Origin of the sequence: Rhodococcus sp. 24CO, assembly GCF_050586165.1 — a bacterium.
GTDB lineage: Bacteria > Actinomycetota > Actinomycetes > Mycobacteriales > Mycobacteriaceae > Rhodococcus_F.
Genome location: NZ_JAZFNF010000010.1, coordinates 61228 through 88048 on the forward strand (window position 1 = coordinate 61228; position 26821 = coordinate 88048).

General features: G+C 61.7%; 22 protein-coding genes and 1 tRNA gene. 13 read left to right on the plus strand and 10 right to left on the minus strand.

Annotation, left to right across the window (positions count from 1 at the left end):
* Positions 1 to 158 precede the first annotated feature (158 nt).
* Entirely contained in the window at positions 159 to 677 is a 519-nt protein-coding gene (locus V2B23_RS24445) for a C40 family peptidase (protein ID WP_430952667.1), read from the minus strand.
* Between the two features lie 422 nt (positions 678 to 1099).
* Between V2B23_RS24445 and trxA the strand changes: the two genes are divergently transcribed.
* Positions 1100 to 1471, plus strand: coding sequence for a thioredoxin (gene trxA, locus V2B23_RS24450; protein ID WP_430952668.1), 372 nt, complete (start codon positions 1100 to 1102; stop codon positions 1469 to 1471).
* Positions 1472 to 1538: 67 nt separating this feature from the next.
* Here trxA and polA read toward each other — a convergent pair whose 3' ends face one another.
* Complete coding sequence (gene polA, locus V2B23_RS24455) at positions 1539 to 4286, minus strand: DNA polymerase I (protein WP_430952669.1); 2748 nt, start codon at positions 4284 to 4286, stop codon at positions 1539 to 1541.
* Positions 4287 to 4566: 280 nt separating this feature from the next.
* Between polA and V2B23_RS24460 the strand changes: the two genes are divergently transcribed.
* From V2B23_RS24460 to V2B23_RS24475, 4 genes are read left to right on the plus strand one after another with little or no spacing between them, the layout of a single operon-like run.
* On the plus strand, positions 4567 to 5877 hold the full coding sequence (locus V2B23_RS24460) for a branched-chain amino acid ABC transporter permease (RefSeq protein ID WP_430952670.1): 1311 nt from the start codon (positions 4567 to 4569) through the stop codon (positions 5875 to 5877).
* Between the two features lie 6 nt (positions 5878 to 5883).
* Positions 5884 to 6873, plus strand: a complete 990-nt coding sequence (locus V2B23_RS24465; RefSeq protein WP_430952671.1) for a branched-chain amino acid ABC transporter permease — start codon at positions 5884 to 5886, stop codon at positions 6871 to 6873.
* Positions 6866 to 7894 (plus strand): ABC transporter ATP-binding protein, encoded by a 1029-nt coding sequence (locus tag V2B23_RS24470; protein ID WP_430952672.1) that lies wholly within the window; start codon positions 6866 to 6868, stop codon positions 7892 to 7894. The genes V2B23_RS24465 and V2B23_RS24470 overlap by 8 nt, the downstream gene beginning before the upstream one ends.
* Entirely contained in the window at positions 7891 to 8697 is an 807-nt protein-coding gene (locus V2B23_RS24475) for an ABC transporter ATP-binding protein (protein WP_430952673.1), read from the plus strand. Before V2B23_RS24470 ends, V2B23_RS24475 begins: the two co-directional genes overlap by 4 nt.
* Before the next feature lie 62 nt (positions 8698 to 8759).
* On the opposite strand, the gene V2B23_RS24480 is transcribed toward V2B23_RS24475, so the two are convergent.
* Together V2B23_RS24480 and V2B23_RS24485 are read right to left on the minus strand one after the other, a co-directional pair.
* Entirely contained in the window at positions 8760 to 10088 is a 1329-nt protein-coding gene (locus V2B23_RS24480; protein WP_430952674.1) for an ABC transporter substrate-binding protein, read from the minus strand.
* Positions 10089 to 10283: 195 nt separating this feature from the next.
* Complete coding sequence (locus tag V2B23_RS24485) at positions 10284 to 10901, minus strand: ANTAR domain-containing response regulator (RefSeq protein WP_138868910.1); 618 nt, start codon at positions 10899 to 10901, stop codon at positions 10284 to 10286.
* Positions 10902 to 11008: 107 nt separating this feature from the next.
* Between V2B23_RS24485 and V2B23_RS24490 the strand changes: the two genes are divergently transcribed.
* The 7 genes from V2B23_RS24490 (at position 11009) to V2B23_RS24520 (ending at position 15444) form a co-directional block, all read left to right on the plus strand.
* Positions 11009 to 11082: transfer RNA gene (locus tag V2B23_RS24490), tRNA-Leu, on the plus strand.
* Between the two features lie 438 nt (positions 11083 to 11520).
* The gene (locus tag V2B23_RS24495; protein WP_430952675.1) at positions 11521 to 11850 is read left to right on the plus strand and encodes an ArsR/SmtB family transcription factor; all 330 of its coding nucleotides are present in this window, start codon (positions 11521 to 11523) and stop codon (positions 11848 to 11850) included.
* Entirely contained in the window at positions 11850 to 12542 is a 693-nt protein-coding gene (locus tag V2B23_RS24500; RefSeq protein WP_430952676.1) for a cation transporter, read from the plus strand. Before V2B23_RS24495 ends, V2B23_RS24500 begins: the two co-directional genes overlap by 1 nt.
* A 30-nt stretch (positions 12543 to 12572) precedes the next feature.
* The gene (locus tag V2B23_RS24505; protein WP_430952677.1) at positions 12573 to 13175 is read left to right on the plus strand and encodes a methyltransferase family protein; all 603 of its coding nucleotides are present in this window, start codon (positions 12573 to 12575) and stop codon (positions 13173 to 13175) included.
* Positions 13176 to 13229: 54 nt separating this feature from the next.
* Positions 13230 to 13397 (plus strand): hypothetical protein, encoded by a 168-nt coding sequence (locus tag V2B23_RS24510; protein ID WP_430952678.1) that lies wholly within the window; start codon positions 13230 to 13232, stop codon positions 13395 to 13397.
* Positions 13398 to 13605: 208 nt separating this feature from the next.
* Complete coding sequence (locus tag V2B23_RS24515; RefSeq protein WP_430952679.1) at positions 13606 to 14058, plus strand: AMIN-like domain-containing (lipo)protein; 453 nt, start codon at positions 13606 to 13608, stop codon at positions 14056 to 14058.
* 135 nt (positions 14059 to 14193) lie between these two features.
* The gene (locus tag V2B23_RS24520; RefSeq protein WP_430952680.1) at positions 14194 to 15444 is read left to right on the plus strand and encodes an amidohydrolase; all 1251 of its coding nucleotides are present in this window, start codon (positions 14194 to 14196) and stop codon (positions 15442 to 15444) included.
* 20 nt (positions 15445 to 15464) lie between these two features.
* Here the strand turns inward: V2B23_RS24520 and V2B23_RS24525 are convergent, their stop codons facing one another.
* Complete coding sequence (locus tag V2B23_RS24525) at positions 15465 to 16607, minus strand: GNAT family N-acetyltransferase (RefSeq protein ID WP_430952681.1); 1143 nt, start codon at positions 16605 to 16607, stop codon at positions 15465 to 15467.
* 301 nt (positions 16608 to 16908) lie between these two features.
* Here V2B23_RS24525 and V2B23_RS24530 point away from each other — a divergent pair, with 301 nt between their 5' ends.
* Entirely contained in the window at positions 16909 to 17412 is a 504-nt protein-coding gene (locus V2B23_RS24530) for an SRPBCC domain-containing protein (protein WP_430952682.1), read from the plus strand.
* A 52-nt stretch (positions 17413 to 17464) separates the two neighbouring features.
* On the opposite strand, the gene V2B23_RS24535 is transcribed toward V2B23_RS24530, so the two are convergent.
* From V2B23_RS24535 to V2B23_RS24555, 5 genes are all read right to left on the minus strand, one after another.
* A complete protein-coding gene (locus V2B23_RS24535; RefSeq protein WP_430952683.1) occupies positions 17465 to 18346 on the minus strand; it encodes an acyl-CoA thioesterase in 882 nt (293 codons plus the stop codon).
* Position 18347: 1 nt separating this feature from the next.
* Entirely contained in the window at positions 18348 to 19766 is a 1419-nt protein-coding gene (pyk, locus tag V2B23_RS24540) for a pyruvate kinase (RefSeq protein ID WP_430952684.1), read from the minus strand.
* Positions 19767 to 19840: 74 nt separating this feature from the next.
* The gene (locus tag V2B23_RS24545; protein WP_430952685.1) at positions 19841 to 21346 is read right to left on the minus strand and encodes a glutamate synthase subunit beta; all 1506 of its coding nucleotides are present in this window, start codon (positions 21344 to 21346) and stop codon (positions 19841 to 19843) included.
* Positions 21339 to 25835: a glutamate synthase large subunit gene (gltB, locus tag V2B23_RS24550; RefSeq protein WP_430952686.1), complete on the minus strand. Its 4497-nt coding sequence runs from the start codon at positions 25833 to 25835 to the stop codon at positions 21339 to 21341. Before gltB ends, V2B23_RS24545 begins: the two co-directional genes overlap by 8 nt.
* A 138-nt stretch (positions 25836 to 25973) precedes the next feature.
* The gene (locus tag V2B23_RS24555; protein ID WP_430952687.1) at positions 25974 to 26795 is read right to left on the minus strand and encodes an NINE protein; all 822 of its coding nucleotides are present in this window, start codon (positions 26793 to 26795) and stop codon (positions 25974 to 25976) included.
* Between the last annotated feature and the right edge of the window lie 26 nt (positions 26796 to 26821).

Genomic DNA, 26821 nt, shown 5'->3' on the forward strand with positions numbered 1-26821 from the left:
CACCGAGTGGAGAAACCGACAGCCACATTCAGGGCAGGACTGCGTCATTGGTGCAGACAACCTTCCGCACCCATCGCAGTGCAGAATTGTCAGGCATCGAATATCTGTAGTTCGACTGTCCATCACTCTCTGCACCTCGCGACGTTGTGGGCGTTAGATCAGTACCGGCGTGCGGCGTGGAAAGGCATCGAGTCGACCGGCGCGTACGTGACCGACTGTCCGGATGTCGGCGCGTGTACTACCGTGCCGTTGCCGGCGTAGATACCAACGTGGTCGCCGCCGTAGTAGAGCACCAGGTCACCCGGCTGCAGTTCTCCTCGAGATACGGGGACACCGCCGGCTTCCTGGGCGTAGGTCGTGCGGGGAACGGAAACTCCGGCCTGCGCGTATGCCCACTGAACAAGTCCGGAGCAGTCGAACGAGCTAGGTCCGGTCGCTCCCCACACGTACGGTGCCCCGATCTTCGACTCCGCCGCGCTCGCGGCCTGCGATCCGGCTGACGAGTAGAACGCGACCTGCTGAACGTGCGTCGACTGAGACGGAGCTGCCAGCGGTTGAGCACTCGCGCCGGCGGTAGTCGAGGCAAAAGCTCCTGCGGTGAGTGCACCGATAATGATGGCGCTTCGAAGAATGCGGGTCAGCGCGGTGTTGGTTCGAGAGGTTGTGCGTACTGCCATGAGCTTGTGAATTTCCCTTCAGGATGTCCCGCTGCCCGATCGGGTTGCGGCGATGTCCACAACTCTGTCGGCGGTTCGCGTTCCTGACTTCCGCTGAACTGCCCATGGCATACCTGTTTCGGCTTTCCGCCTGGAACCACGTAATTTGTGTGCCGCGCGTCACCCGGTGCCGCGAATTGGGCGCAGATCTCGAGACCGGCGAGTTCGTTCAACCCCGCACAAATATGCATTTACGCTGGTAGATGCACTGGCAAGACTCTTCAGATAGGCACACGTAGGTACCTGACCGGGTACTTCGGCCCCGTCCACGCGGCCTCGTGTGCAGTCCGGTCGGGGCTGCAGGGAAGAATTGACGATTCCCCGGCGTTGCACACACCAACAGCTGCTGCTTCACAGCGCACCGAACTATGGAAAGGACCCTCGTGGCCACCCAGACACTCACCCAGGCAAACTTCGACGAAACCATCAACGGCAGCGATGTCGTGCTCGTGGACTTCTGGGCTTCATGGTGCGGCCCGTGCCGCCAGTTCGCTCCCACTTTCGAGGCTTCCGCGGGCAAGCACACCGATGTTGTCCATGCGAAGGTCGACACCGAGGCCGAGCAGGGTATCGCGGCAGCGGCAAACATCCGCTCCATCCCCACGATCATGGCTTTCCGTGAAGGCGTCCTCGTGTTCAACCAGGCCGGCGCTCTGCCCGCCCCCGCACTCGAGGATCTGATCACTCAGGTCAAGGCACTCGACATGGACGAGGTTCGCAAGCAGATCGCGGAGCAATCCGCTTCCGCCGAGTAACTGCTACAACAAAAGTGGCGCAGGGCAATCGAATTCGATTGCCCTGCGCCACTTTTCATTGCATACCTCAGTGTGCGGCACTGTCCCAACTGCGGCCGGTTCCGACCGACACGTCAAGCGGAACGGACAGCTCGATAGCGGTGGACATCTTGTCCTTGACCAGAGCTGTAACCTGCTCGAGTTCGGAAGCCACGACCTCGAGTACCAACTCGTCGTGAACCTGCAACAGCATTCGCGATTTGAGTCCCGCATCGGCAAGCGCCTTCTGGACGTTGATCATCGCGACCTTGATGATGTCGGCTGCCGTGCCCTGAATGGGGGCATTGAGCGCGGCGCGCTCGGCAACCTCGCGGCGCTGGCGGTTGTCGCTGTTGAGATCGGGCAGGTAGCGACGACGGCCGTAGAGCGTCGAGGTGTAGCCGTCCTTTCGCGCCTGCTCGACCACTGCGTGGAGGTAGTCACGTACTCCGCCGAATCGCGCGAAGTAGGCATCCATCTGCTGCTTTGCCTCTTCGGTCGAAATCTTCAGCTGTGACGCCAAACCGTATGCGCTGAGGCCATAGGCAAGTCCGTACGACATCGCCTTGACCCGACGACGCAATTCCGGGGTGACCTCCTCGATCGGCACACCGAAGGCGCGCGAACCGACAAAGCTGTGCAGGTCCTCACCGGTGTTGAATGCCTCGATGAGCCCTTCGTCGCCCGACACGTGCGCCATGATCCGCATCTCGATCTGGCTGTAGTCGGCGGTCAGCAGAACGTCGAAGCCGTTGCCGACCACAAAACCGTCGCGGATCTCGCGTCCCGCCTGGTTGCGCACGGGGATGTTCTGCAGGTTCGGATCGGTGGAAGACAGGCGTCCGGTGGCGGCGACGGTCTGGTTGAACGTGGTGTGGATCCGACCATCCTCGGCGACCGACTTGAGCAGGCCGTCCACGGTGACCTTCATGCGTGTTGCGTCGCGGTGCGCGAGGAGGTGCTCGAGGAACGGGTGCCCCGTCTTGTCGAACAGACCCTGCAACGCCTCGGCGTCTGTGGTGTATCCGGTCTTGGTCTTCTTGGTCTTGGGCATGTCGAGGTCCTCGAACAGCACAACCTGCAGCTGCTTCGGGGAGCCGAGATTGATCTGCTTGTCGATCACGGCGTACGCCGAGTTGGCGGCGTCGGAGACCTCGGAGGCAAACCGGCTCTGGAGATCGTGCAGATGCGCTGTGTCGACCGCGATACCGGTTGCCTCGATCTGAGCGAGTTCGATTGTCAACGGCAACTCCATATCGGAGAGCAGCGACGTCGACTCGATCGACTCGAGTTCGTTGTCGAGCGCCTGTGCAAGGTCGAGCACGGCCTGCGCACTGAGCATTGCCGTCTCGGCCGCTTCGGCGTCGAGCTGATCGGTGTCGTCGAGCAGCGAAAGCTGTTCCTGCCCCGACGATTCGGCACGCAGTTCACGCTTGAGGTAACGGAGCGAGAGATCGTCGAGGTTGAAGGACCGCTGACCGGGACGCACCAAATAGGCCGCGAGGGCGGTGTCGCTGGTCAATCCACCCAGGGTCCACCCGCGCCCGCGCAGTGCGTGAATTGCCCATTTGGCCTCGTGCACAGCCTTGGACTCAGACACATCGGCGAGCCAATCACCTAGCGCTGCTTCGTCTTCCGCAGTGGCCGAGGTGGTGGAGATGTAGGCACACTCACCGTCGGACGCAGCAATGGCCAGTGCCGTGACATCTCCAGCGAACGTGCTGCGCGTTCCGAGGACGGTGACGCCGTGGCGGGATCCGGTACGCGCGTGTGTGTCCAGCCACTGGGCTACCGCACCGGGCGCGAGTGCGTCGCCGGAGACCTCGAAGCCCTCTTCTGCTTCGGGCTCAGAGGATGACAGTGTCGCAAACAGGCGATCTCGGAGAACCTTGAACTCGAGGTCGTCGAACAGCGCATGGATCTTCTCGCGATCCCACGGAGCCAGAACCAGCTGCTCAGGTGTGTACGGCAGCGGCACGTCGCGAATCATCTCGGTGAGCTGACGGTTGAGCAACACATTGGCGAGGTTTTCCCGCAACGAGTCGCCGACCTTGCCCCTCACCTTGTCGACGTTGTCGACCAATCCCTGCAGGTCTCCGTATTCACGAATCCATTTGGTGGCCGTCTTCTCCCCCACTCCCGGGATGCCGGGAAGGTTGTCACTCGGGTCGCCGCGCAGCGCCGCAAAATCCGGGTACTGGGCGGGCGACAGGTTGTACTTCTCCTCGACGGCGTCCGGTGTGAAGCGGGTGAGTTCCGACACGCCCTTTTTCGGATACAGCACCGTCACGTTCTCGGTGACCAATTGCAGTGAGTCGCGGTCGCCCGTGACAACGAGTACGCGGTACCCGAGCGCCTCGGCTTGCGTCGTCAACGTGGCGATGACGTCGTCGGCTTCGAAACCGTCTTCGGCCATGACCGGAATCCCCATGGCGCCGAGGACGTCCTTGGTGATGTCGATTTGCCCCTTGAACTCGTCCGGAGCCTTGGCGCGCTGCGCCTTGTATTCCGGAAACAGCTCGGCGCGGAACGTCTGACGGGATACGTCGAAAGCGGCGGCCAAGTGGGTGGGCTGTTCGTCACGGAGCAAATTGATCAGCATCGACGTGAAGCCGTACACCGCATTGGTGGTTTGACCACTCTGCGTCTTGAAGTTCTCCGCCGGCAACGCGTAGAAGGCACGAAATGCCAGAGAATGCCCGTCGAGAAGCATCAAAAGGGGACGATCGTCTGCCTTGCCGGATGTACCGGTTGCGGCGGTGGACGTGCTGGACCGAGTCGTGGTTGCGGGGCTCACGGTTCATCAGTCTAGGGATTCGGACCGACACACATGCCGCCCACGGTGCTTTACGCGGGAACACGCCCGAAATCCGGTCAATCGCCCCTGCGCGCGGCTTCGATACGGAACCGAAACATGCCGGAAATCGCAGAACCCCGTCTGAAGCGAACAGAGCCGTTAGAGTCCGGAAATCGCAGCATCGGGCTGACACCTCGATAGCTGCGCGGCAACCTTGTCCCGACCCGCTCGGAGGACGTACGTGGCCCCACCCGTAGTACAACGGCATACCCTCGCCACATTGAGCCGAATCCTGGCCTTTGCCCTGCTCGTGATAGTTGCTCTACTGACATTCGCCGGAACCGCATCGGCGCAGGAACCGACCACCAGCCCCGAATCTCCGACCGTATCCACCGCGCCGGTAGTGCCGGACAATGCCGTTCCCGTCAGTGGCAACCTCAACAACGGTGGAACACGACTCGAAGGCGTAACCGTTCGCGCCCTCGACTCGTCCGGCACCGAAGTCGCCACCGGCGAATCAGCCCAGAACGGCCGCTGGGAATTGGCGGTCGCGCCGGGTGTCTACACATTCGAGATTGTTGCCGACACCCTGCCGGACGGGGTGAGCGTGCAGGCCACCGTCGATCGCGAAGTGATCGCCGGCCGCGCGAACACTGTGATCTTTTCGTTCGGTGAAGTGCGCACCGCATCCAACGTGAGCTTCGGCGAAAAACTCATCAGAACAACCGTCGACGGTCTCCGCTTCGGACTCGTGATCGCCATCGCCGGTGTCGGATTGAGCCTGATCTACGGAACCACCGGACTGACCAACTTCGCGCACGGTGAGATGGTGACGTTAGGCGCCGTCGCCGCGTGGGCATTCAACACCTCGGTCGGCATCCCCCTCATACCGGCGACGCTGCTCGCGATCATCGTCGGCATCGGTATCGGACTGGCGACAAACGGGATTGTCTGGAAACCCTTGCGCAAACGCAAGACCGGATTGATCGCGCAGTTGGTGGTCTCGATCGGCCTCGCCATCGCCCTGCGCTACCTGATTCTGATCTTCTTCTCCGACCGCGCCGAACCATTCGACGACTATCAAGGTCAGGTCGAGAAGAACTGGGGGCCGATCGCGCTGACCGACGCCAATGCCGCTGTCATGGTCGTCAGTCTGATCGTGCTGGTCGGAGTGGCACTCCTTCTGCAGAAGACGCGCATCGGCAAGGCGATGCGCGCCGTCGCCGACAACCGCGACCTCGCCGCGTCGTCCGGTATCAACGTCGAACGCGTGATCATGTTCGTCTGGGGACTCGGCGGCGGATTGGCTGCCCTCGGCGGTGTCTTGTTCGGCATCTCCGAACTCGGTGGCCGCGTCCAGTGGGAGATGGGATTCAAGCTCCTGCTCCTGATGTTCGCCGGTATCACTCTCGGCGGACTCGGCACCGCCTACGGTGCGCTTCTCGGGTGCGTCATAGTCGGCCTGCTGGTTCAGCTTTCGACGCTGATCATCAACCCCGACCTCAAATACATCGGCGGGCTTCTCGTCTTGATCGTGATCCTCGTGGTTCGCCCTCAGGGCATCCTCGGATCCAGACAACGGATCGGGTGAGTGGATATGGACATCATCGGAGCACTCCAGGTCTCCTTCGCCCAGTTCATCGGGCCGTCGGCGATCTTCTACGCGTTGCTGGCCATCGGCCTCAACCTGCACTTCGGGTATGCCGGTCTGCTGAACTTCGGCCAGATCGGCTTTGCCCTGCTCGGCGGGTACGGCGTCGGCATCATGACCGTGACATACGACCAACCACTGTGGCTGGGAATCATCGTCGGCCTGACCGCCGCCGGCCTTCTCGCGTTGGTCCTCGGTATACCGACGCTTCGCCTTCGCGCGGACTATCTCGCCATCGTCACCATTGCCGCCGCAGAGATCCTGCGACTGATCTTCCGGTCGACGGCATCGGACTCCGTCACCGGATCAACTAACGGACTCTTCAACTTTGCCGAACCCTTCACTTCGCTGAGCCCATTCGACTCCGCAAAGCAGTACTCGTTCCTCGGCGTGAAGTTCTACGGCGATGACCTGTGGTCGATGGTCGTGGGGTGGACCCTCGTACTGGTCCTCTGTGGAATTGTGTACCTGCTCAGCCACAGTCCGTGGGGTCGTGTCCTCAAAGCAGTCCGTGAAGACGAGGACGCGGCACGGTCGCTGGGAAAAAACGTCTTCGTGTACAAGATGCAGGCGTTGGTTATCGGCGGCGTGATCGGCGGTATGGCCGGAGTCTTCAACGCGCTACAGACCAAATCCATCAACCCCGATTTCTACTCGACGGCTCAGACCTTCTTCGCGTTCGGAGCGTTGATTCTGGGCGGTGCCGCAACGGTATTCGGCCCGGTCGTGGGGGCGATGCTGTTCTGGTTCCTCCTCGCCATCCCCGACGCGTTGCTCCGTCAGGCGATCTCGGGCGAGAACCCGCTGCTGTCGCTGACGGAACAGCAGGTCGGCGCGACGCGCTACGTACTACTGGGTTTGATGATCGCTCTCCTGATGGTGTTCCGGCCGCAGGGAATACTGGGTAACAAGCGGGAGGTGCAACTCAATGCTTGACGCCGAAACACGAGCACAGATCTTTGCCGATGTCCCCCACGTTCCGGGATCGGCCAAACCCGACCCGGTGTTGGTGGCCGACAAGGTCTCACGGACGTTCGGTGGCCTCAAAGCCGTCGACGTCGACCATCTCGAAATCCAACGCGGATGTATCACCGGGCTGATCGGCCCCAACGGCGCCGGGAAAACCACACTGTTCAACCTTCTCACCGGCTTCGATCGACCGGACACCGGAACATGGTCGATGGACGGTCAGTCCTTGGGACGCATGTATCCCCACCAGGTGGCGCGTAAAGGCGTGGTCCGCACGTTCCAGCTGACCAAGGCGCTGTCGAAACTGACGGTGCTCGACAATGTTCGGCTCGGAGCAACCGGGCAACGAGGCGAACGAATCTTCACCTCGCTGCTGCCCTGGACCTGGAAGGCGCAGGAACGCGAGATCACGGAGCGCGCCCACGAACTTCTCGGACGATTCAAGCTCGAAACCAAAGCCGACGACCTTGCCGGTTCGCTGTCGGGCGGGCAACGCAAACTCCTCGAAATGGCACGGGCACTGATGACGGAACCGTCCGTCGTGATGCTCGACGAGCCGATGGCGGGCGTCAATCCCGCACTGACTCAGAGTCTGCTCGGGCACATCAAATCGCTACGCGACGACGGTATGACGGTCGTCTTCGTCGAACACGACATGGACGTCATCCGTGACATCAGCGATTGGGTGGTCGTAATGGCTCAGGGCAGCGTTATCGCGGAGTCGACGCCGGACGAATTGTCGTCGAATACAGCAGTCGTCGACGCCTATCTGGGTAGTCATCACGATCAGGCTCTCGAATTCGACGACGACGGCAACCCTGTGGGTGACACCGCCATTCTCGCGGCCGCTCTGGCCGAAGCCGAAGTCGAGACACTCGAAGCCGGAGGTGATCTGTCGGAGCCGGATCTGGGGAACCTACCGGTCGAGGTTGTCGAGGTGCTCGAATCCAGTCCAGAGGAATCGCGCGGAAGGCACGAGAAGCCATGAGCGAGAACGAAGCACGGTCACTCACTCCAGCTGAATTCGCCGCAACGCCTGAGGAACACGCACGCCTGTCGGCGGGCGCGCTGCTTCGCGCCGACAGCGTCGTGGCCGGGTACATTCCCGGCGTCAACATTCTGCGGGAATGCAACTTCTTCCTGAAGGAAGGCGAAATCGTCGGCATCATCGGGCCGAACGGCGCCGGCAAGTCGACGCTGCTCAAATCGCTGTTCGGGCTTATCCCCGTCCGCGAAGGTTCGGTCACTCTCCGGGAGGACAACATCACGTCCGCTCCCGCGCACGTTCTCGTCCAGAAGGGGGTCGGATACGTTCCCCAAACCCAGAACGTCTTCCAGTCCTTGACGATCGAAGAGAATCTGGAAATGGGAATCTATCTGCGGCCCAAGGCCTTCGCCGAGCGGTTCGCTTTTGTCAGTGACCTGTTCCCACTTCTGAGCGAACGCCGAAAGGTCAAGGCCGGCGCACTGTCCGGCGGCGAACGTCAGATGGTCGCGATGGGCCGGGCCCTGATGATGGATCCGTCGGTGTTGCTCCTCGACGAACCGTCGGCCGGGCTCTCACCGATGTTCCAGGACGAGGTGTTCATTCGCTGCAAGAAGATCAATGCGGCCGGTGTGTCGGTCATCATGGTCGAGCAGAATGCTCGCCGGTGCCTGCAGATCTGCGATCGGGGGTACGTGCTGGATCAGGGCAAGAACGCGTACACCGATACGGGAGCCAACCTCATGAACGACCCCAAGGTCATCGAGTTGTACCTCGGAACGCTGGCCGGCAACAAAGAGAAGTAACCACGGCAAAAGGTGGGCCAGGGTCTTCGAGACCCTGGCCCACCTTTCGTGTGTTGATCTACCTACTTACCGACGACCACAAATCCTTCGGTGGTCAGTGTGTTCGTAGGTCCGAACACCAACTTGCCGTACGAACCGATGGACGGCTCGCCCGAGTCGTTGAAGTCGAGTTCACCGGTGATGCCGTCGTAGTCGATGTCGGTTCCCGCCTTCACGAGCGGAAGGCATTCCGCGTACGACGTGCACTTGGTGCCGCCTTCGGTGACGCTGTTGATGTTGGCTGCGATATCGACACCTGCCGTCGACTTTGCCTGCTCCGCCGCGAGGGCCGAGATCACCACGGCGTCGTAAGACTCACCCGCGTAGTTGAAGTCGATCAAAGCGCTGTTGACAGCCTTCAGGCGATCCTGGAACGCGGCTCCCACATCCGTCAGCGGCGTAGTGCCCTGCATGGTGTCGAGCAGCGGTGTCGCAACGGCTTCGCCGAGTGCGTTACCCATGTTGCCGTCGACGCCGTACAGCGCCATTCCATCGGACGGTCCGATGCCCACCTCGTGCATACGGGTGATGATCTTCGCCGATTCCTCGAAGCCCACCAACGCCACTGCGTCCGGATTGAAGTTCTTGATCTGATCGACCTCGGAGTTGAACGACTGCGCGTTGGGGTCGTAGATGATCTTCTCGACCTGATCCGACGGAACGCCGGAGTCGATCAGATTCTTCTGGATGTTGTCGGCAAGACCCGTGCCGTAGGGGTCGTTCATAGCCAAGATGGCTACTCGCTGTCCACCGTCGTCTGAAATGAGCTGTGCGACTGCTTGAGCCTGCAGTACGTCCGTGGGAGCGGTGCGGAAGTACATACCCTTGTCGGGGTAGCAGACAAACTGGTCGGAGGTATTGGCCGGGGAGAACATGACGACGCCCGCACTTGCGATCTTGTCGATCACCTTCAGTGACACGGACGACGACGCCGCGCCGACAATCACCTGGGTGCCTGCCGCCAATTCGCGGTCGACCGTGGTGGTGGCCGTGTCCGTGGTCGTATCGCCGGAATCGCCGGGGATCAACTGAACTGGCTGTCCGAGTACACCGCCCGCTGCGTTGACGTCGTTGACACCGAGTTGCGTACCGGCAACCATCGGCGGGCCCAGGAAGGACAGACTTCCCGTGTCCGGCAACAAGGTACCGATACGCAGAGGTTCAGTAGACGGTGTAGCGCCCGCTGTAGCCTGCTGCGGCGTGCAATCCGTCGAGACGGTTGTTGCCGCTGCCGAGCCGGACGTGGTGGTGCCCGATGACGAACTGTCGGAGTCGTCCGAGCTACAGCCTGCCAATGCCAACGCTGCAACGCCGAGAACTGCGGCAGTGCGCACAAGTGTTCGTCTAGCCATCCCACGCTCCTTAGATCAGCCGGTGCTCGCGTCCACCGAAACGACGCTCGCTGTGGGAAAAGACGCTAGACCTCGAAACCGTATCGCGATCCGACAAGAAAGCCCTGTGACCTGACTGTTACCTGATTGCCTCGACAATTTACACAACCGTGCCGAATGCGCGGTTTAATCTGCCGATGGAAACGAGCACCAGGGTCAGGCGTTAGGTTCGCCGCCCAAGGTTTCGATCACGACCAGGGCGACGGCCTTCATCGTGGAGCGACGATCCATGGCAGCGCGCTGGATCCATTTGAACGCCTCTGGTTCGGTGAGCGCCTGGCGCACCATCAACACACTCTTCGCCCGCTCGATCAGCTTGCGCGCCTCCAAGCGGTCGGACAGATCCGCGACTTCTCGTTCCAGCGCAGTAACCTCACGAAACCTGCTGACGGCCAATTCAACAGCCGGCACAAGATCGGAAATCGAGAAAGGTTTGACCAGATACGCCATAGCGCCCGCGTCCCGCGCTCGCTCCACCAATTCACGCTGACTGAACGCTGTGAGAATGACCACAGGAGCAATTCGCTTGGCTGCGATTTCCGAAGCAGCGTCAATTCCGTCGCGCCTGGGCATTTTTACGTCCATGATCACAAGATCGGGCTTGAGTTCCTCCGCAAGTTCGACTGCAACCTGACCGTCGCCGGCCTCGCCGACAACGTCGTAGCCCTCTTCGCGGAGCATCTCGACCAGATCCATCCGGATCAACGCTTCGTCCTCGGCAACAACAACTCGACGTGATTTGCTCTGATTGCCTTGCAGCTCTAGCGAATTCATGGCCACCACCCTCCTCGATCGAACCGCCCCGACACGAGGCGCGAACATTTAGAGGGTACCGGTGTTTGACATTCGAATCGCATCTTCTAATGTAGTCATCGCAACAAGCCCTCGTATCCCAATTGGCAGAGGAAACGGATTCAAAACCCGTCCAGTGTGAGTTCGAGTCTCACCGAGGGCACCGAAAGGTGCAGGCTAGCGCGAAATTTAGTCTTATATCCCAACGGGGTAATAGGATCTCAGTTATCCCAACGGGGTAATAGGATCTCAGTCCGCAGCACATCGAGAAACCCGATTCGCTAAAGCCTTGATCCGATCTTCATCAAGTTGAAAAGCCGATGCACCAAGTTCATCGAGACATATGCCCGCATAGGCCCAATCTCAGCCTTGCGCTCCTATACCCAGCAACCCCTTGAACACCTGTGACTCTCACACCGGACTTGGTCGCCAACGATCCGCAGTGTGACGTAGCTCATGCGGGACTGCCAGGTGTCAGCCAACCTCGGCCGCACACTCGCCATGGCAAGACGAAATCCGCAAGCAAACCTCCGCCCTCGCTCCTGGCGCCATGGGGAATACAGCCTTTTCTGAATACAGAACTCTCTGTACTATCGAAAGGATGAAGATCGCAATCCACGCCGATGCCCTGTCGAGGTTCGGTTACGCCCTATCGGATTCGACGCGTACCCAGATCTTGTTGAGCTTGCGCACTACTCCGGGTTACCCGTCCGAAATGGCGGAAAAAATCGGGGTGTCGCGCCAGATTCTGTCCAACCACCTGGCTTGTTTGCGCGGATGCGGTCTGGTCGTCGCCATCCCGGAAGGCAGACGCAGCCGATACGAGCTCGCCGACCCTCGCATCGGTAGAGCGCTTGACGACCTCGTGGGTTTGGTCCTGGCCGTCGACCCGGACTGCTGTCCAGTCTCCGAGGCCGAGGACTGCTGCTGATGGAGAACCCGCTGGGCATGCCGTCCCGGACATCAGCGATACCTACGCCGCACCGAAAGGCTTTGCTGTCGCGTCGGATTCGGTGGTTCGTCGCGGCGACGATCACCTACAACGTGATCGAGGCGGCAATAGCTCTCACCGAGGGGGCGCGCGTGTCGTCGACCGCACTCTTCGGGTTCGGGCTGGACTCGGTGATCGAGGTGTCCTCCGCCGCCGCGGTTGCCTGGCAGTTCGCCGGCCGCAACCCCGAAGCGCGGGAGAAGATCGCGCTCCGGATCATCGCGTTCTCCTTCTTCGCTCTCGCCACCTACGTCGCCGTCGACGCCGTCCGGGCCCTGACAGGATTCGGCGATGCGCAGCACTCCCCGATCGGGATCGGTTTGGCTGCAGCCAGTCTCGCGATCATGCCGGTGCTGTCCTACGCGCAGCGCCGCGCCGGCCGTGAGCTCGGGTCACTGTCGGCGGTCGCCGACTCCAAGCAGACCCTGCTCTGCACCTACCTGTCCGCCGTCCTGCTTGCCGGGCTACTTCTCAACAGCCTGTTCGGCTGGTCGTGGGCCGACCCTGTCGCCGCCCTCGTGATCGCCGTTCTCGCAGCCAAAGAAGGCCTCAACGCCTGGAAAGGCGACACCTGCTGCCCCACACCGACAACAACCACAAACATTGCGGCGGGCCGGGACTGCTGCGACTGACCACCGACTACAAACGAGGAAAGATCTGCCATGGCTGTGACCGCGCTCGTGTTCTACGCCCTGTTCGGGGTCCTCGGTTTCGGTTGGCGCAGCTGGCTGCAGTACCACCGGACCGGCTCGACCGGATTCCGTGGTGTCACCGGACGACTCGGCTCGATGGAATGGATCGCCGGCACCGGATTTCTCGTCGCGATAGCTGTGGGCGTCGCAGCGCCCGCACTGCAGCTAGCTGCAATGCTGCACCCGATCGGTATCCTCACCGCTCCCGCTGTCCAGACAACGGGGATCGTGCTCGCGCTGGCCGGAATCTTCGGCACGCTCTACGCACAGAACCAGATGGGTGAATCCTGGCGCATCGGCGTCGATCCCACCGAGACAACCGATCTCGTCCAGACCGGGGTCTTCGGCCTCGTCCGCAATCCCATCTTCACCGCCATGCTCGTTTTCGGTGCCGGCATCACGCTCCTCACACCGAACCCACTCGCGCTTACCGGCTTCGTGCTGCTGCTCGCCACCATAGAATTGCAGGTCCGTGTCGTCGAAGAGCCCTACCTCCGCGACTGCCACGGCAACACCTACCGCACCTACAGCCGCAATGTCGGCAGATTCGTACCCAGGGTCGGCCTCACCTGAGGGACACTGGGTGCGGTTCCTCCCCTGGGCGGCGTGGGCTACCAGAAGGATGTCATGGAGGACGTCGATGGATACCTCCCGAAGGGGCTGAAGGACAACACCGCTGAGCCGTTCGTCGACGCCGTCCGCAAAGCTACGGAGACCGCGACGCCGGTGGACGCGTTCAGCGCGCCCATCCTCACCCAAGGCCTACCGGCGGTACGCGACGTACACCGAACCTGATATTCGTATTCGCGGTATGGATGTTCCACGGAGCCGATAAGTTTCCCTCATGCGGCACCGATATCTCATTGCGTGCTACGGAGCCCTCTTTTTCGCCGCGACGCTAACCGGCTGCCAAAGCCAATCCGAATCTCCGCAACCAGATTCCGGCGGCCCCTCGAGGCCGACATATTCAACCGTCGAAGGTTCAGAGGCGCGGACTGGAACTATGAGAATCGGCAGCCCTGCACCCGATGAGCGACCCAGTCTCGTCGTTCCCGGAACTGAAACAAACGCACCGCTTCCCATCGCTGAGGTCACCGCCGTTGCCGTCGACCACCTTCACGACCGTTCGCGGGTGACGTATCACCTCAGTGGAACCGGCACTGTGACATGGAAGGTCGAGTATGTCAGCGAAGCGATTCGCGGCGGCGACAATCACGTGGTCGACGTGAACGGCTCATCGATCCTTCAGGTTGATATCGTGGGAGTTACTGCGCTACAACAGTTCCCACCAATCGAAACGTATGGCGGCACCATCTCGAGTGTCGAGACCGCACTGGTGAGTCGTGACATCGTTCAGTCTTTTGTCGGCACTGCCGCAGGGCGTCCAGAGTTCCAGGCAACCGGAACGGAATCGCCTGGTCACATTGTTGTCGACGTCTTCTACGCGCCGGCCTGAGTACCACGACACTCCCCACTTTGCAGCGCTGAAGTCCATCGACTCATTCAGGTAACGTTCGGCGCCCGGGTGCCTCAACACTGTTACCGTGAAAATCGTCCGATTAGTCTGCTTTTCTCGATCGAGAGGACTCTCATGCCCCACGCCGCGCACGAGAACATCACCGTAGATCCAACGCTCGCCGCCCTGTACAAGGACCTCCACAGTCACCCTGAACTGGGCTTCCAAGAACATCGAACCGCCGAAATAGTTGCCACGCGCCTGACCTCACTCGGTTTCGACGTCACCACCGGCATCGGGAAAACAGGAGTAGTCGGCGTCCTGAAAAACGGCCCCGGACCAACCGCACTCCTGCGTGCCGACATGGACGCACTGCCAGTCAAGGAAGACACCGGACTGGATTATGCCAGCACCGTGACCGCGACCGATCAGAACGGGAAAACCGTTCCGGTGGCTCATGCGTGCGGCCACGACCTCCACACGACATGTCTGTTGGGCGCCGCCCAGATCCTCTCCACGGACACCTCTAGTTGGTCTGGCACCCTGCTACTCGTATTCCAACCCGCAGAAGAACTGGGTGCCGGTTCCCAAGCCATGGTCGACGACGGGTTGTTCGACAAGGTCCCCAAACCCGACGTTGTACTCGGGCAACACGTAGCACCGTTGCCTGCCGGAAAGATCGCCGGCCACGCAGGCCCGTCGTATGCGGGTTCCGACTCGCTGCGCGTGCGACTTGTCGGCAAAGGTGCGCACGGATCCATGCCGGAGAACTCCGTCGACCCCGTGGTGATGGCAGCGGAAACCGTTCTGCGCCTGCAGACAATCGTCTCCCGCGAGGTACCGAGCACGGCGATCGCAGTGCTCACGGTCGGGTCGATCCACGCCGGCGACGCAGCCAATGTCATTCCCGGCGAAGCCGAACTGCAGTTGAACATCCGCAGTTACGACTCTGCCGTCCGGGAGCGCATTCTGAGCAGCGTCGACCGCATCGTCCGAGGCGAAGCCGCAACGGCCGGCGCCCCGGAAGAACCCACTATCACCGAGATCGAACGATTCCCCATTGTCGTGAACGATCCGGCTGCTCTGGGCAAAACCCTCGACGCGTTTGCCGCATGGTTGGGCCAGGACAACATTCTCGATCCGGGGGCCGGAGCCGGTAGCGAGGATGTCGGCATCCTCGCGACAAGTTCGGGCGCACAGCTGTCGTACTGGCTGCTCGGCGGTACCGACCCGTCCCTGTTCACCACGGGTGACATGACCGACCCGGCCCTACGGACCGTGCCGTCGAACCACTCTCCGCACTACGCGCCCGTGATCGAACCGACACTGACCATCGGAGTGTCCGCACTGGTCACGGCAACGAGGACGTGGTTGCCACCGACCTGATCGAACGGCAAACGCCGAGGCTAGCGCACACGGCGCCAAGCCGACCGAGCCTTGTCGCGCAGATTTCTCGAGTGGCTGACAAACGATCCCGATTCCCACGTCTCGATGACGCGAACGATTGCCCGTGCACCGATTCTGCCCGAGCGCACGGCGCTGATGGTCACAACCGGGGTGCGGTTGTTCGCCCAAGCCAATTTCAATTCGGTGGGACCGATTCCCATATCGAGTTCGTCGACGGCAAGCTCGTTGCTCTGCGCGACAAGCCATTCCATCATTTGATGTCCGGGTTGAGTCCGGGCACATTCGGGGCGGTAATGCGTGACCCATCCTTCGAGCCGACGACCGGTCCGAACGGAAACATCGTGGGCACACCACACTCCGTCGATGACCAACCCGACGATGAGGAGGCGTCCGAGTTCTGCTTCGGCCCGGAGGAATCGGTGCACAAACGGCTCGTTCGGCGATGCCAAGAAATTGACGCGGTCGCGGCCCGTCGTCCCGATGGCAGCAACCGTGCACATGTCGGACCATCGCCGATCCACATCGGCCGGAGTTGTCAACTGCTCGAATTCCAGTGAAGACCCCGATCGAGCGAGTGCCGCCCGATAGGAACGCAGCCGCTTCAACGAACGGGCGCTCCGAACATCCACGGGAACAGTACCTTCCGAGACATCGACAGAGAGGTTGGTATCCCGTACTCGCACAACGCAGTTCCATCGTGGATCGTCCAACAGTACACTGACCGCGGTGTCCGAACCGACAACAAGATCGGCGTGCAGTACTAATCCACGGGCAGCGACCGCTCGCCAGAGAACCCGAGCAGCATCGGCGTCTTCGGCAAGGATCTCGCCGACCACACCGCGCCCATGCCCGAGAAGGCGAACCACCTCGACAGTGAGCATGCGACGAACCGCAAAGGGTGCCAGCGCTACCATCTCTGCGCCCCGGTACACCGCGACCAATAGGAATGAGCCCTTGCCGTCGGTTTGGTGAGCGCCTACGGCGTACAGGAAACGCGACGACATTCGAGTCCCGACACGGGCAGCCAAACGCTCCCAGTCCCCGCGGATCGCATCCGGGTTGTCGTGGAAGCGCACAGTGTCGACACCAGCGCGATCCGAGACGTCGACACACTCCGTCCGGGACACCTTCGTTACGACCATGACGCGAACTTACCATTACATTACTAAGTGTTCACCACGCCTAGTACTTTCGGCACACTCCGCACAGCTAGGCAGAGAATCGCCAGCACAAGACGCACGGCGATCCGCCGGAAGCCAACAATGAACGATAACCAAACAATTGCCTCTTCCCCTCTGGTGTCATCACCGACCGAGAAGAACCGCTCGCTACGAGAACATCGACATGAACACATTACAACGATCTGACCTGCAGTTATTCCGTCCGCGCCACAAAAATGGCACGATAGTGGCAACCGCACGGGCACCAACGTTGGAGGCACCGATGGACAACGGCACAATCAACCTGACGTACGACGGTCGGGTGTCTCTGAACTTCCGGCTCGCCGTTCCACAATCGCCGGACAAAGTATGGAAAGTCATCACTCAACGCGAATTCCTCGACATGTGGTTTCCCGCCGACGTCGATTTCCCACTCACTCCCGGCGCAGATCTACTGTTCAAAGTGACGCCACAACAGGTCAAGCGGTACGGATTGCCCGCAGATCACAGCACGCACGGCACTGTCATCAGCGTCCATCCTCACCACATATTCGAGTACCTGTGGGACGCAGACACATTGCACTGGGAACTTCACCCCGACGGCACGGGAGGATGTTGGCTGACCCTCACACACACGATGGAGGACGAGGAGTCCGCGTACGCGCACGCAGCTGGCTGGCATGCCGGCCTGGAAGTGGTTGCGGCACAACTCGACGGCCGTGAAGTCGACTGGTCGCCCTGGGATCGCGCCGACGAACTGGCATCGCAGTACCGCAAATCAGCCTGACTATTCCCCCCTCCGGGGACTGGGCCCTATTTCCCCCTCCGGGGGCTGGGTCCTATTCCCCCCTCCGGGGGAAGTGCCTGATGACGCCTTCCTGCACCACCGTTGCCATCAGCATGCCTTCGATCGAGAAGTATCGCCCGGTTGCCAATCCCCGTGAACCCGCGGCAACCGGTGACTCCGTCGCGTACAGAACCCAGTCGTCGAAGCGGAACGGCCTGTGAAACCAGATCGAATGATTCACCGTCGCTGCAACAATCCGATCGTGCCCCCACGACAATCCATGGGTGGTCAGGATGGAATCCAGCACAGTGGTATCCGACGAGTACGCCAACACAGCGGCGTGAATCAGGGAGTCGTCCGGCAGCACACCGTCCGGTCGCATCCACACGCGATTATGGGTGAGCTTCTCCCCCGTGCCTTTCAAAATCCACGCCGGATCGTTGGCGTAACGCATGTCGATCGGTTTGAGTGCGCCCACAAAATGCGGAAGCGTCGCCTCGTAGCCGGACAGTCGATCACCCAAGGGCGGCAACGACTCCGGTAACGGAACGTCCGGGATTTCGACGGCATGCTCGAGCCCTTTACCGGAATCCTGGAACGCTGCGAGCATCACGAACAGCTCGTTGTCGCCTTGATACGCGGTGACCTGACGGTTTGCGAACGCGCGCCCGTCGCGATGCCTCTCGACGCGATATTCGATGGGCGCCTTGACATCTCCGCCGCGAATGAAATGGCCGTTGATCGCGTGGATCGGTCGATCACCGTCGACGGTACGGCCGGCGGCCATCAGTGCCTGAGACACCAATTGACCGCCGAACGTCCGCGAACTTACCTGCGCCGGGTGATGACCGCGGAACGCGTCGTCTCCGATACTTTCGAGATCGAGCAGACCGAGAAGTGTTTCCAGGTCTGTCGACGCGTCCGCGTCGCTCACGCTAGTGGAGTTCTTCGCCGATGCGGTGAACGTGAATCAGGTTGGTGGAGCCCACAGTTCCCGGAGGCGAACCGGCAACGATAACAACAAGATCGCCTTTCGCGTAGCGCCCGAGCGACAGCAACGCACTGTCCACCTGACGCACCATCTCATCGGTGGTGGACACCGAGTCGACGAGGAATGTTTCGGTTCCCCAGGTGAGTGACAGCTGACTGCGCACCTCGGGCAACGGTGTGAACGCGAGCAGCGGCAACGGGGTGTGCAGACGCGCCAACCTGCGCACGGTGTCGCCGGACTGGGTGAAGGCAACAAGGGCCTTGGCGTCGAGACGCTCTCCGATATCACGCGCAGCGTAGGAGATCACGCCTCGCTTGGTGCGCGGCACGTGGGTGAGCGGAGGAACGCGAGTGGATTCGGTTTCGACTGCCTCGACGATGCGTGCCATCGTGCGGACGGTTTCCATGACGTACTTGCCAACCGATGTCTCACCGGAAAGCATGACCGCGTCGGCGCCGTCGAGGACAGCGTTGGCAACGTCGGAAGCCTCAGCGCGGGTGGGGCGCGAGTTCTCGATCATCGACTCGAGCATCTGCGTTGCCACGATGACGGGCTTGGCGTTTTCGCGGGCGATCTGGATGGCACGCTTCTGTACGAGCGGTACCTGCTCGAGAGGCAACTCCACGCCGAGGTCGCCACGGGCAACCATCACAGCGTCGAATGCCAACACGATAGCTTCGAGATTGTCGATAGCTTCCGGCTTTTCGAGCTTCGCGATAACGGGAACGCGGCGACCGACTCGGTCCATGATGGCGTGAACCAGTTCGACGTCCGCAGGCGAACGAACGAAGGACAGAGCGATGAAGTCGACACCCAACTTCAGGGCAAATTCCAGATCGGCGATATCTTTGCCCGACAATGCCGGAACGGAGACATTCATGCCGGGAAGCGAAAGGCCCTTGTTATTGCTGACCGGTCCACCCTCGGTGACCGTGCAAACGACGTCGTTGCCTTCGACCGCAGTGACAACAAGACCGACCTTGCCGTCGTCGACGAGCAATCGATCGCCGGCCTTGGCGTCGCGCGCGAGTTCCTTGTACGTGGTTCCGACGCGGTCGTGAGTGCCCTCGACGTCGTCGACGGTGATACGAACCTCTTCACCGCTTTCCCAGACGGTCCGCTCGTCCTTGAATCGACCGAGGCGGATTTTTGGGCCCTGCAGGTCGGCGAGGACGCCGACGGCCTTGCCTGTCGCGTCTGACGCTGCGCGGACGCGGATGTAGTTCTCTTCGTGATCGGCGTGCTCGCCATGGCTGAAGTTGAGCCGGGCCACGTCCATGCCGCTCTCCACGAGCTCACGGATCCGGTCACCGGTAGCTGTTGCGGGTCCCAGGGTGCATACAATTTTTGTCCGTCGGTTCACGGCTCGAGCCTAGTCGCTCGCAGTGCGCAGTTCTATCCGGCGCGTCCGACGTGCATGTTTTGTTCTTACTCGATTCAGTTTCGGTTCCTGATCACGAGTGGCAACGCACCAGGATGCACGGGAGCCGGAAGTGTCGATGCCCCAGTCAGATACCGATCGACCGCGCGCGCAACCGAGCGTCCTTCGGCGATTGCCCACACCACCAACGACGCACCCCGGTGTGCGTCACCGCACACGAAGACGCCGGGGCACGAAGTCTGCCAGTCGCGTCCGCAGGCGATCACCCCTCGTGAATTCGGCTCGAGCCCGAAGCCGCGCAGCAAGCCGCTGCGCTCGACGCCCGTAAACCCGACGGCCAAGAACACGAGGTCACACGGCACATCGAAGACAGCCCCCACCGGTTCGGCAATTCGTCGACCACTCTCATCCCGAGACACGTGAACAGGCGCGACGCGCACTGCCCGGACGTGACTCTTACCCGTGAATTCCTGAGCGGCTACCTCGAACTCACGCACTCCCCCTTCGGCGTCGGCGGGAGCGCTCCGCAGCACCAACGGCCAGAGTGGCCACGGGTCTGCGCCGTCGTCGCGTTCGAGTGGGGGTTGTTCGTGGAAATCCAATTCGACAATCGACGCAGCTCCCTGACGGTGAACGGTTCCGAGACAATCGGCACCGGTATCACCGCCGCCGATGATGACGACATTCTTGCCCGCTGCACTGATCCTGCTCGGCCCGTCACCAGCACATTCGCGGTTGGCCGGCACGAGGTAGTCCATCGCCGGATAAATTCCTTTCAGGTGACGGCCAGGAACCTCGACGTCGCGTGCTCTCCCGGCACCGACTGCCAGAACAACGGCGTCGTTGATCGAGAGGAGCTCGCCCGCCGCGAGGTCGGTTCCCACATCACAATCCGTCACGAACTCGGTCCCCTCGGCGCGCATCTGTTCAAGCCTGCGGTCGATGTGGTGCTTCGAGATCTTGAAATCGGGGATGCCGTATCGCAGCAGCCCGCCGGCGCGGTCATGCCGCTCGAACACCGTCACTCGGTGACCTACACGCGTCAGCTGTTGCGCCGCAGCGAGACCCGCAGGTCCCGACCCGACGATGGCCACCCGGGCACCGGAATCCGCGGTCGGGATCTGCGGGGGCACCGAACCGTCTTCCCACGCGGTGTCGGCAATCGCCGCTTCGATGCGTTTGATTGCCACACTTCCGCTGGTCAAGTGACTGGAAAGAGCAAGTACGCAGGCAGTTTCACAGGGTGCCGGACACAGCCGTCCGGTGAACTCCGGAAAGTTGTTGGTCTCGTGCAATCGGTCCGCGGCAAGGGACCAGTCGTCGCGCCGCACAAGGTCGTTCCAGTCCGGAATCAGATTCCCCAAAGGGCACCCGGACAGACCCGAATGGCAGTAAGGAATTCCGCAATCCATGCAGCGCGATGCTTGCTCGGACACCTCGCGCTTGCGCTGATCGGTGGGAAGCTCGGTATAGACCTCACTCCAGTCAGCTGTTCGCTCCGGCACCGGGCGCATCGGCGTCGCAGCTCGCGCGACACCGAGGAAACCCCGCGGATCAGGCACTGGCCCGCTCCGTCACAATGTCGCCGGCCTCCGCTACGCCTGCCAGTTTTTGTTCCTCGATTACTCGCTCGTAGTCCACCGGCATCACCTTGGTGAATCGCCCCGACTCGCACGACCAATGCGCAAGCAGACGGGCCCCGACGCAGGACCTCGTCCATTCGACATGGGCGGTCATCATCATCTTCAACCACTGGAGATCGTCGGGCGTCGGTTCCTGCAACGTGACCGACGTCAGGTTCACGTTGTTCGGATCGACGTCGAGAACAAATGCGATACCGCCGGACATCCCCGCTGCGAGATTTCGACCGGTTGCACCGAGGATCACCACCCGCCCGCCGGTCATGTACTCACACGCGTGATCACCTGCCCCTTCGACAACTGCGTCGGCGCCGGAATTGCGCACAGCACAGCGCTCCCCCACCCGGCCGCGCGCAAACAGTTCCCCTGCAGTGGCCCCGTACAAGAGTGTGTTGCCGGCAATCACCTGCTCCTCGGGGCGAAAGCCGACGTCAGCGTCGGGACGGAGGGCTATCCGACCTCCCGAAAGCCCCTTTCCCACATAATCATTGGCGTCGCCGGTCAAGTCGAGCGTGATCCCTCGCGGTAGGAATGCACCGAGCGATTGACCGGCTGTTCCGTGGAGCCGCACCAGAATGGTGTTGTCCGGCAACCCTGGTGCCCCGTATCTCCGGGTCACCTCGGCGCCGAGGGCTGTACCCACTGCCCTGTCCCCGGTATGGACGTGGCAGTCGATCCGAACGAGTGTCGCATTGTGGAGTGCGTCGGTAGCGCGCTCGACAAGCATCCTGTTGAGATCACCGATGCCGGGCCGCGCCGGACCAGAGGCGCCGCGCCTTGCCGCGACCGGAACCGACAGGAGTGGCGCCAAGTCCAGGTGGCGACTCTTCCGATTACCACTTTCGGTGCAGGGCACCAACATGTCAGCACGCCCCACCGCCTCGTCGAGGCTTCGAAAACCGATGTCGGCCAGTATCTCCCGCACACCGTCGGCGATGAACCGGAAGAAACTGGTGACGTACTCGGGGCGTCCGGTGAACCGCGCCCGCAACTGCGGATTCTGCGTCGCCACCCCGACCGGGCAGGTGTCGAGATGGCACACTCGCATCATGACGCAACCGGAGGCGATCAACGGCGCCGTCGAGAAACCGTATTCCTGCGCGCCGAGTAACGCTGCCACGACAACATCACGGGCCGTGCGCATCCCACCGTCGCATTGCAGCACAACTCTTTCCCGTAACCCATTGAGCACCAATGTCTGCTGAGTTTCCGCGAGCCCGAGCTCCCACGGCGTCCCGGCGTGTTCGATCGATGTCAACGCGGCCGCACCGGTACCGCCGTCGTGACCGGAGATCAGCACCACGTCAGCATGCGCTTTGACCACGCCTGCTGCAACGGTTCCGACGCCGACAGCGCTGACAAGTTTGACGTGAATCCGGGCCTTGTTGTTGGCTTGGCGCAGATCGTAGATCAGTTGTGCGAGGTCCTCGATCGAGTAGATGTCGTGATGCTGCGGCGGCGAGATGAGACCGACACCCGGCGTCGAATATCGCGTCCGGGCAATCCACGGATACACCTTGCTGCCCGGTAGTTGCCCACCTTCGCCCGGCTTGGCTCCCTGCGCCATCTTGATCTGAATATCGCTTGCACTGACCAGATAATCGCTGGTCACGCCGAACCGGCCACTGGCAACTTGTTTCACGGCGCTACGACGCGCACGGTCGTACAGGCGATCCCGTTCCTCGCCGCCCTCTCCCGAATTGGATCGCCCGCCCATGGAATTCATCGCAATCGCCATCGTCTCGTGGGCTTCCGCGGACAAGGAGCCGTAGCTCATGGCTCCGGTGTTGAATCGGCGCAGAATCGCCTCGGCAGGTTCCACGTCGTCGACGCTGATTGCAGGCCGAATTCCGCTTCGGAAACCGAGTAGCCCCCGCAGTGTTCCGCCCTGCGCGCTGCTTCGATCGACCTCGTCGCTGTACCGACGGAACACGTCCGCACGGCCGGACCGTGTGGCGTGCTGGAGGAAGAACACCGATTCCGGTGTGAAAACATGCATCTCACCATCCCGGCGATAGTGGTACTCACCGCCGAAGTCGAGTTGACGTCGACCGGCATGCGCGGCGGAATGGCGCACCAACACGTCCTCGGCAAGCTCCGCGATACCTATGCCGCCGAGCTTGCTCGTGGTGCCACAGAAGTACTCGTCGACAAGCCGTGCACTCAGTCCGAAGGCCTCGAATACCTGTGCACCGGTATAGGATTGGACAGTCGAGATTCCCATCTTCGACATCACCTTGAGCACGCCCTGATTGGCCGCGTCCAGGTAACGCGTCGCCGCAGTTTCCGAATCCACCCCGTCCAGGCCACATTCCGCAACCGACTCGAGTGCCAGATACGGGTGGACAACGGCAGCGCCGTATCCGAGCAGCAATGCGCAGTGGTGAATCTCCCGAGCGTCGCCGGTCTCGACGATCAACGAGACCTTGCTGCGCCGACGCTTCCGTACGAGGTGGTGATGGACTGCGCCAACTGCGAGCAACGACGGAATCGGCGCGTGGTCACGGTCCCACGGTCGATCGGAGATGACCAGGATGTGGCGCCCGGCGTCTACTGCTGCACCGGCTTCGTCGCGTAGCTCGTCGAGCGCCGCTTCCAGACCTTCTGCGCCGGCGGCAATGTCGAACACACCGTGCAGTGTCGTCACACAACCAGCGCCGGATACGCGGACGATCTCCGCCAGTTCAGCCCGGGACACCACGGGCCTGTGCACCAGGGTTCGCCTACACGATGATTCGTCCGGGTCGAGGAGATTCTGTTCGGAGCCCAGAACTACCGACAACGTGGTGACAACTTCTTCTCGAATCGCATCCGACGGTGGATTGGTGACCTGCGCGAACAGTTGAACGAAGTAGTCGTACAGCAACCTGGGACGCGCCGAGAGCACTGCCAGCGGAGTATCGGTTCCCATCGATCCCACCGGCTCGTGACCGGTGGCGGCCATCGGCGTCAGAACTACACTCAACTCTTCCTCGGTGTACCCGAAGACCTGCTGATGCCGCACCAATACCGCCGGGTCACCACGGGATCTGGGCGGATCAGGTGTGTTGCCGACCAGCGTGAGGTTCGCGTCGAGCCAGCGCTGATAGGGCGCCGCTCCGGCCAACTCGGACTTGACCTCGTCGTCTGGAACAATGCGCTGTTGCGACGTGTCCAGCAGGAACATTCGACCGGGTTCGAGTCGTCCCTTTGCAATCACGTCGGCCGGCGGCACATCGAACACACCGCTCTCGCTGGACAATACGACCAGACCCGCCCGGGTGCGCCACCAGCGCCCCGGCCGAAGCCCGTTGCGGTCGAGGACAGCTCCTACCACGGTGCCGTCAGTGAACGTCACTGAAGCAGGCCCGTCCCATGCCTCCATCAGGCATGCATGAAATTGATAAAATGCACGCAACTCGGCCGACATGGCCGAATCCTGTTCCCAGGCAGCGGGAATCATCATCGCCACAGCATGGGGCACACTGCGCCCACCGAGGGACAAGAGCTCGAGCGCCTCGTCGAACGACGCAGAATCCGACACCCCGGACGTGCAGATCGGCGTCAGCCCGTCGAGGTTGCCGCCGAAGAGCTCGCTCCGAAGTTGCGGCTCGCGCGCGCGCATCCAATTTCTGTTTCCCACAATGGTATTGAACTCGCCGTTGTGTGCAACAAATCTGAACGGTTGCGCCAACGTCCACGACGGAAAGGTGTTGGTCGAGAACCTGCTGTGTACGACGGCCAGTGCGCTACGCATCCGCTCGTCCTGCAGGTCCGGGTAGAACAGCGGCAACTGACACGGCGTCACCATCGCCTTGTACACCATCGTTCGCGCGGACAACGATGGAAAGTAGGCGCCGGAACCCTCGTCCACAACATCTGGGGTGATCCGTTCGGCCTGCTTACGTAGTTCGAGGACACGGCGATCCAAAGCGATACCCGCCGAGCCCCCACGTATGTCCGCGACAAAGCACTGACTGATGAACGGCGCGCATTCCGTAGCCGATGTACCCAAGACCTCCGAATCGACAGGAACTTCTCGCCAGCCGAGTACCGCCAATCCCGCAGAACTCGCACACCGCTCGATCCGCTCGATCGCATTCCGCCGGGGCTGCGCAGTTCGGGGAAGGAAGCAGATACCGGCCGCAAACCTACTCTCACCACGCCCGTTTACATCCGGTAACACGAAGTCGGTGGCCGCCCTCAGTAGTTCGACGGGCAACTGAAGAAGTATCCCCGCTCCGTCGCCTGTAGTGGAATCTGCTCCGATGGCGCCGCGATGGGACAGCTTGCGCAGTGCAGACAAGCCGTCTCGCACGATCGAATGAGAGCGTCTGCCGTAGATGTCAGCGACAACGGCGACACCACACGAATCTGCTTCCTGATCGGGGTTGTACAGCCCCTGTGGACCAGGCATCTGAGAAAACAGCATGCGTGCCCTCCACCATGCGGGGCCGCCACACGAACCCGCAACCGGCAAGGGTCAGTTTACAGCCGGTATGTGCAGGTTGCGAAAGAAAAAACCGTGGCACCCCGGTATCGAGGTGCCACGGTGAGACGAGCGAGCGGGTCAGCTGCGGAGTGGTCGCCCGTACTTGTCCTTCACACTTCCCGTGAGCATCATGATGCCGTCGACCAACGGCCAGATTCCACCGATTCCACACGTCAACCAGGTCACCGCAATCTGTGCGATCGCGGTACCGGGCTGATTGAGATAGAACCGGCCGGCTCCGAATCCGCCGAGCAGAATGCCGAGCAGGCCGGCCGTCACCTTCGACTTGTCGGAGAACGGCTGCCCGGTGATCGGATCACGACCGAACGGCGCCGAAGGATCGACATAACCGAAAGGCTGGGCATAGGGCTGCTGCCCGTAACCAGGGTTCTGCGGCGGAGCGGTGTACCCCTGAACCGGTGGCGCTGCATACGGATTTGCGCTCTGATCGGCTGGGACTCCGTACACCGGACCATCCGCGGGAGGCGGATAGCTCTGCTGCTGGTACGACTGCTGATAAGTCGGCTGCTCGTTGCTCGGCGGCTGGTAGTTCGGCGGCGCGGGCTCCGAGAGCGGATAGGCGGCCGTGGGGTTTGCAGCCGTGGGATCAGATGAGGCCGGGAAAGCAGTGGTGGGCTCTGACCCCGCCGGCGGCGGGTAAATCGGATGACTTCCCCAGCCCGGGCCGTTACCCATTCCCGCATACGTGTCCCAGCCAGGACCGGTGCCCGTCGTTTCGGTTGACGGAGTCTTCTCCGTGGGCGCCGAGGTTTCACTCAGGGAAGCATCAGCGGTTGCCTCGTAATCGAAGGGCGAACCGAACTGTGGGGGAACCGGGGACTGAGAGTTCGAGGAGTCCCCCGACTCTGCTGGATCCGGATACTTGTTCAAGTCAGGCAACGTGCATTCCTTCGGGTCGACGACGG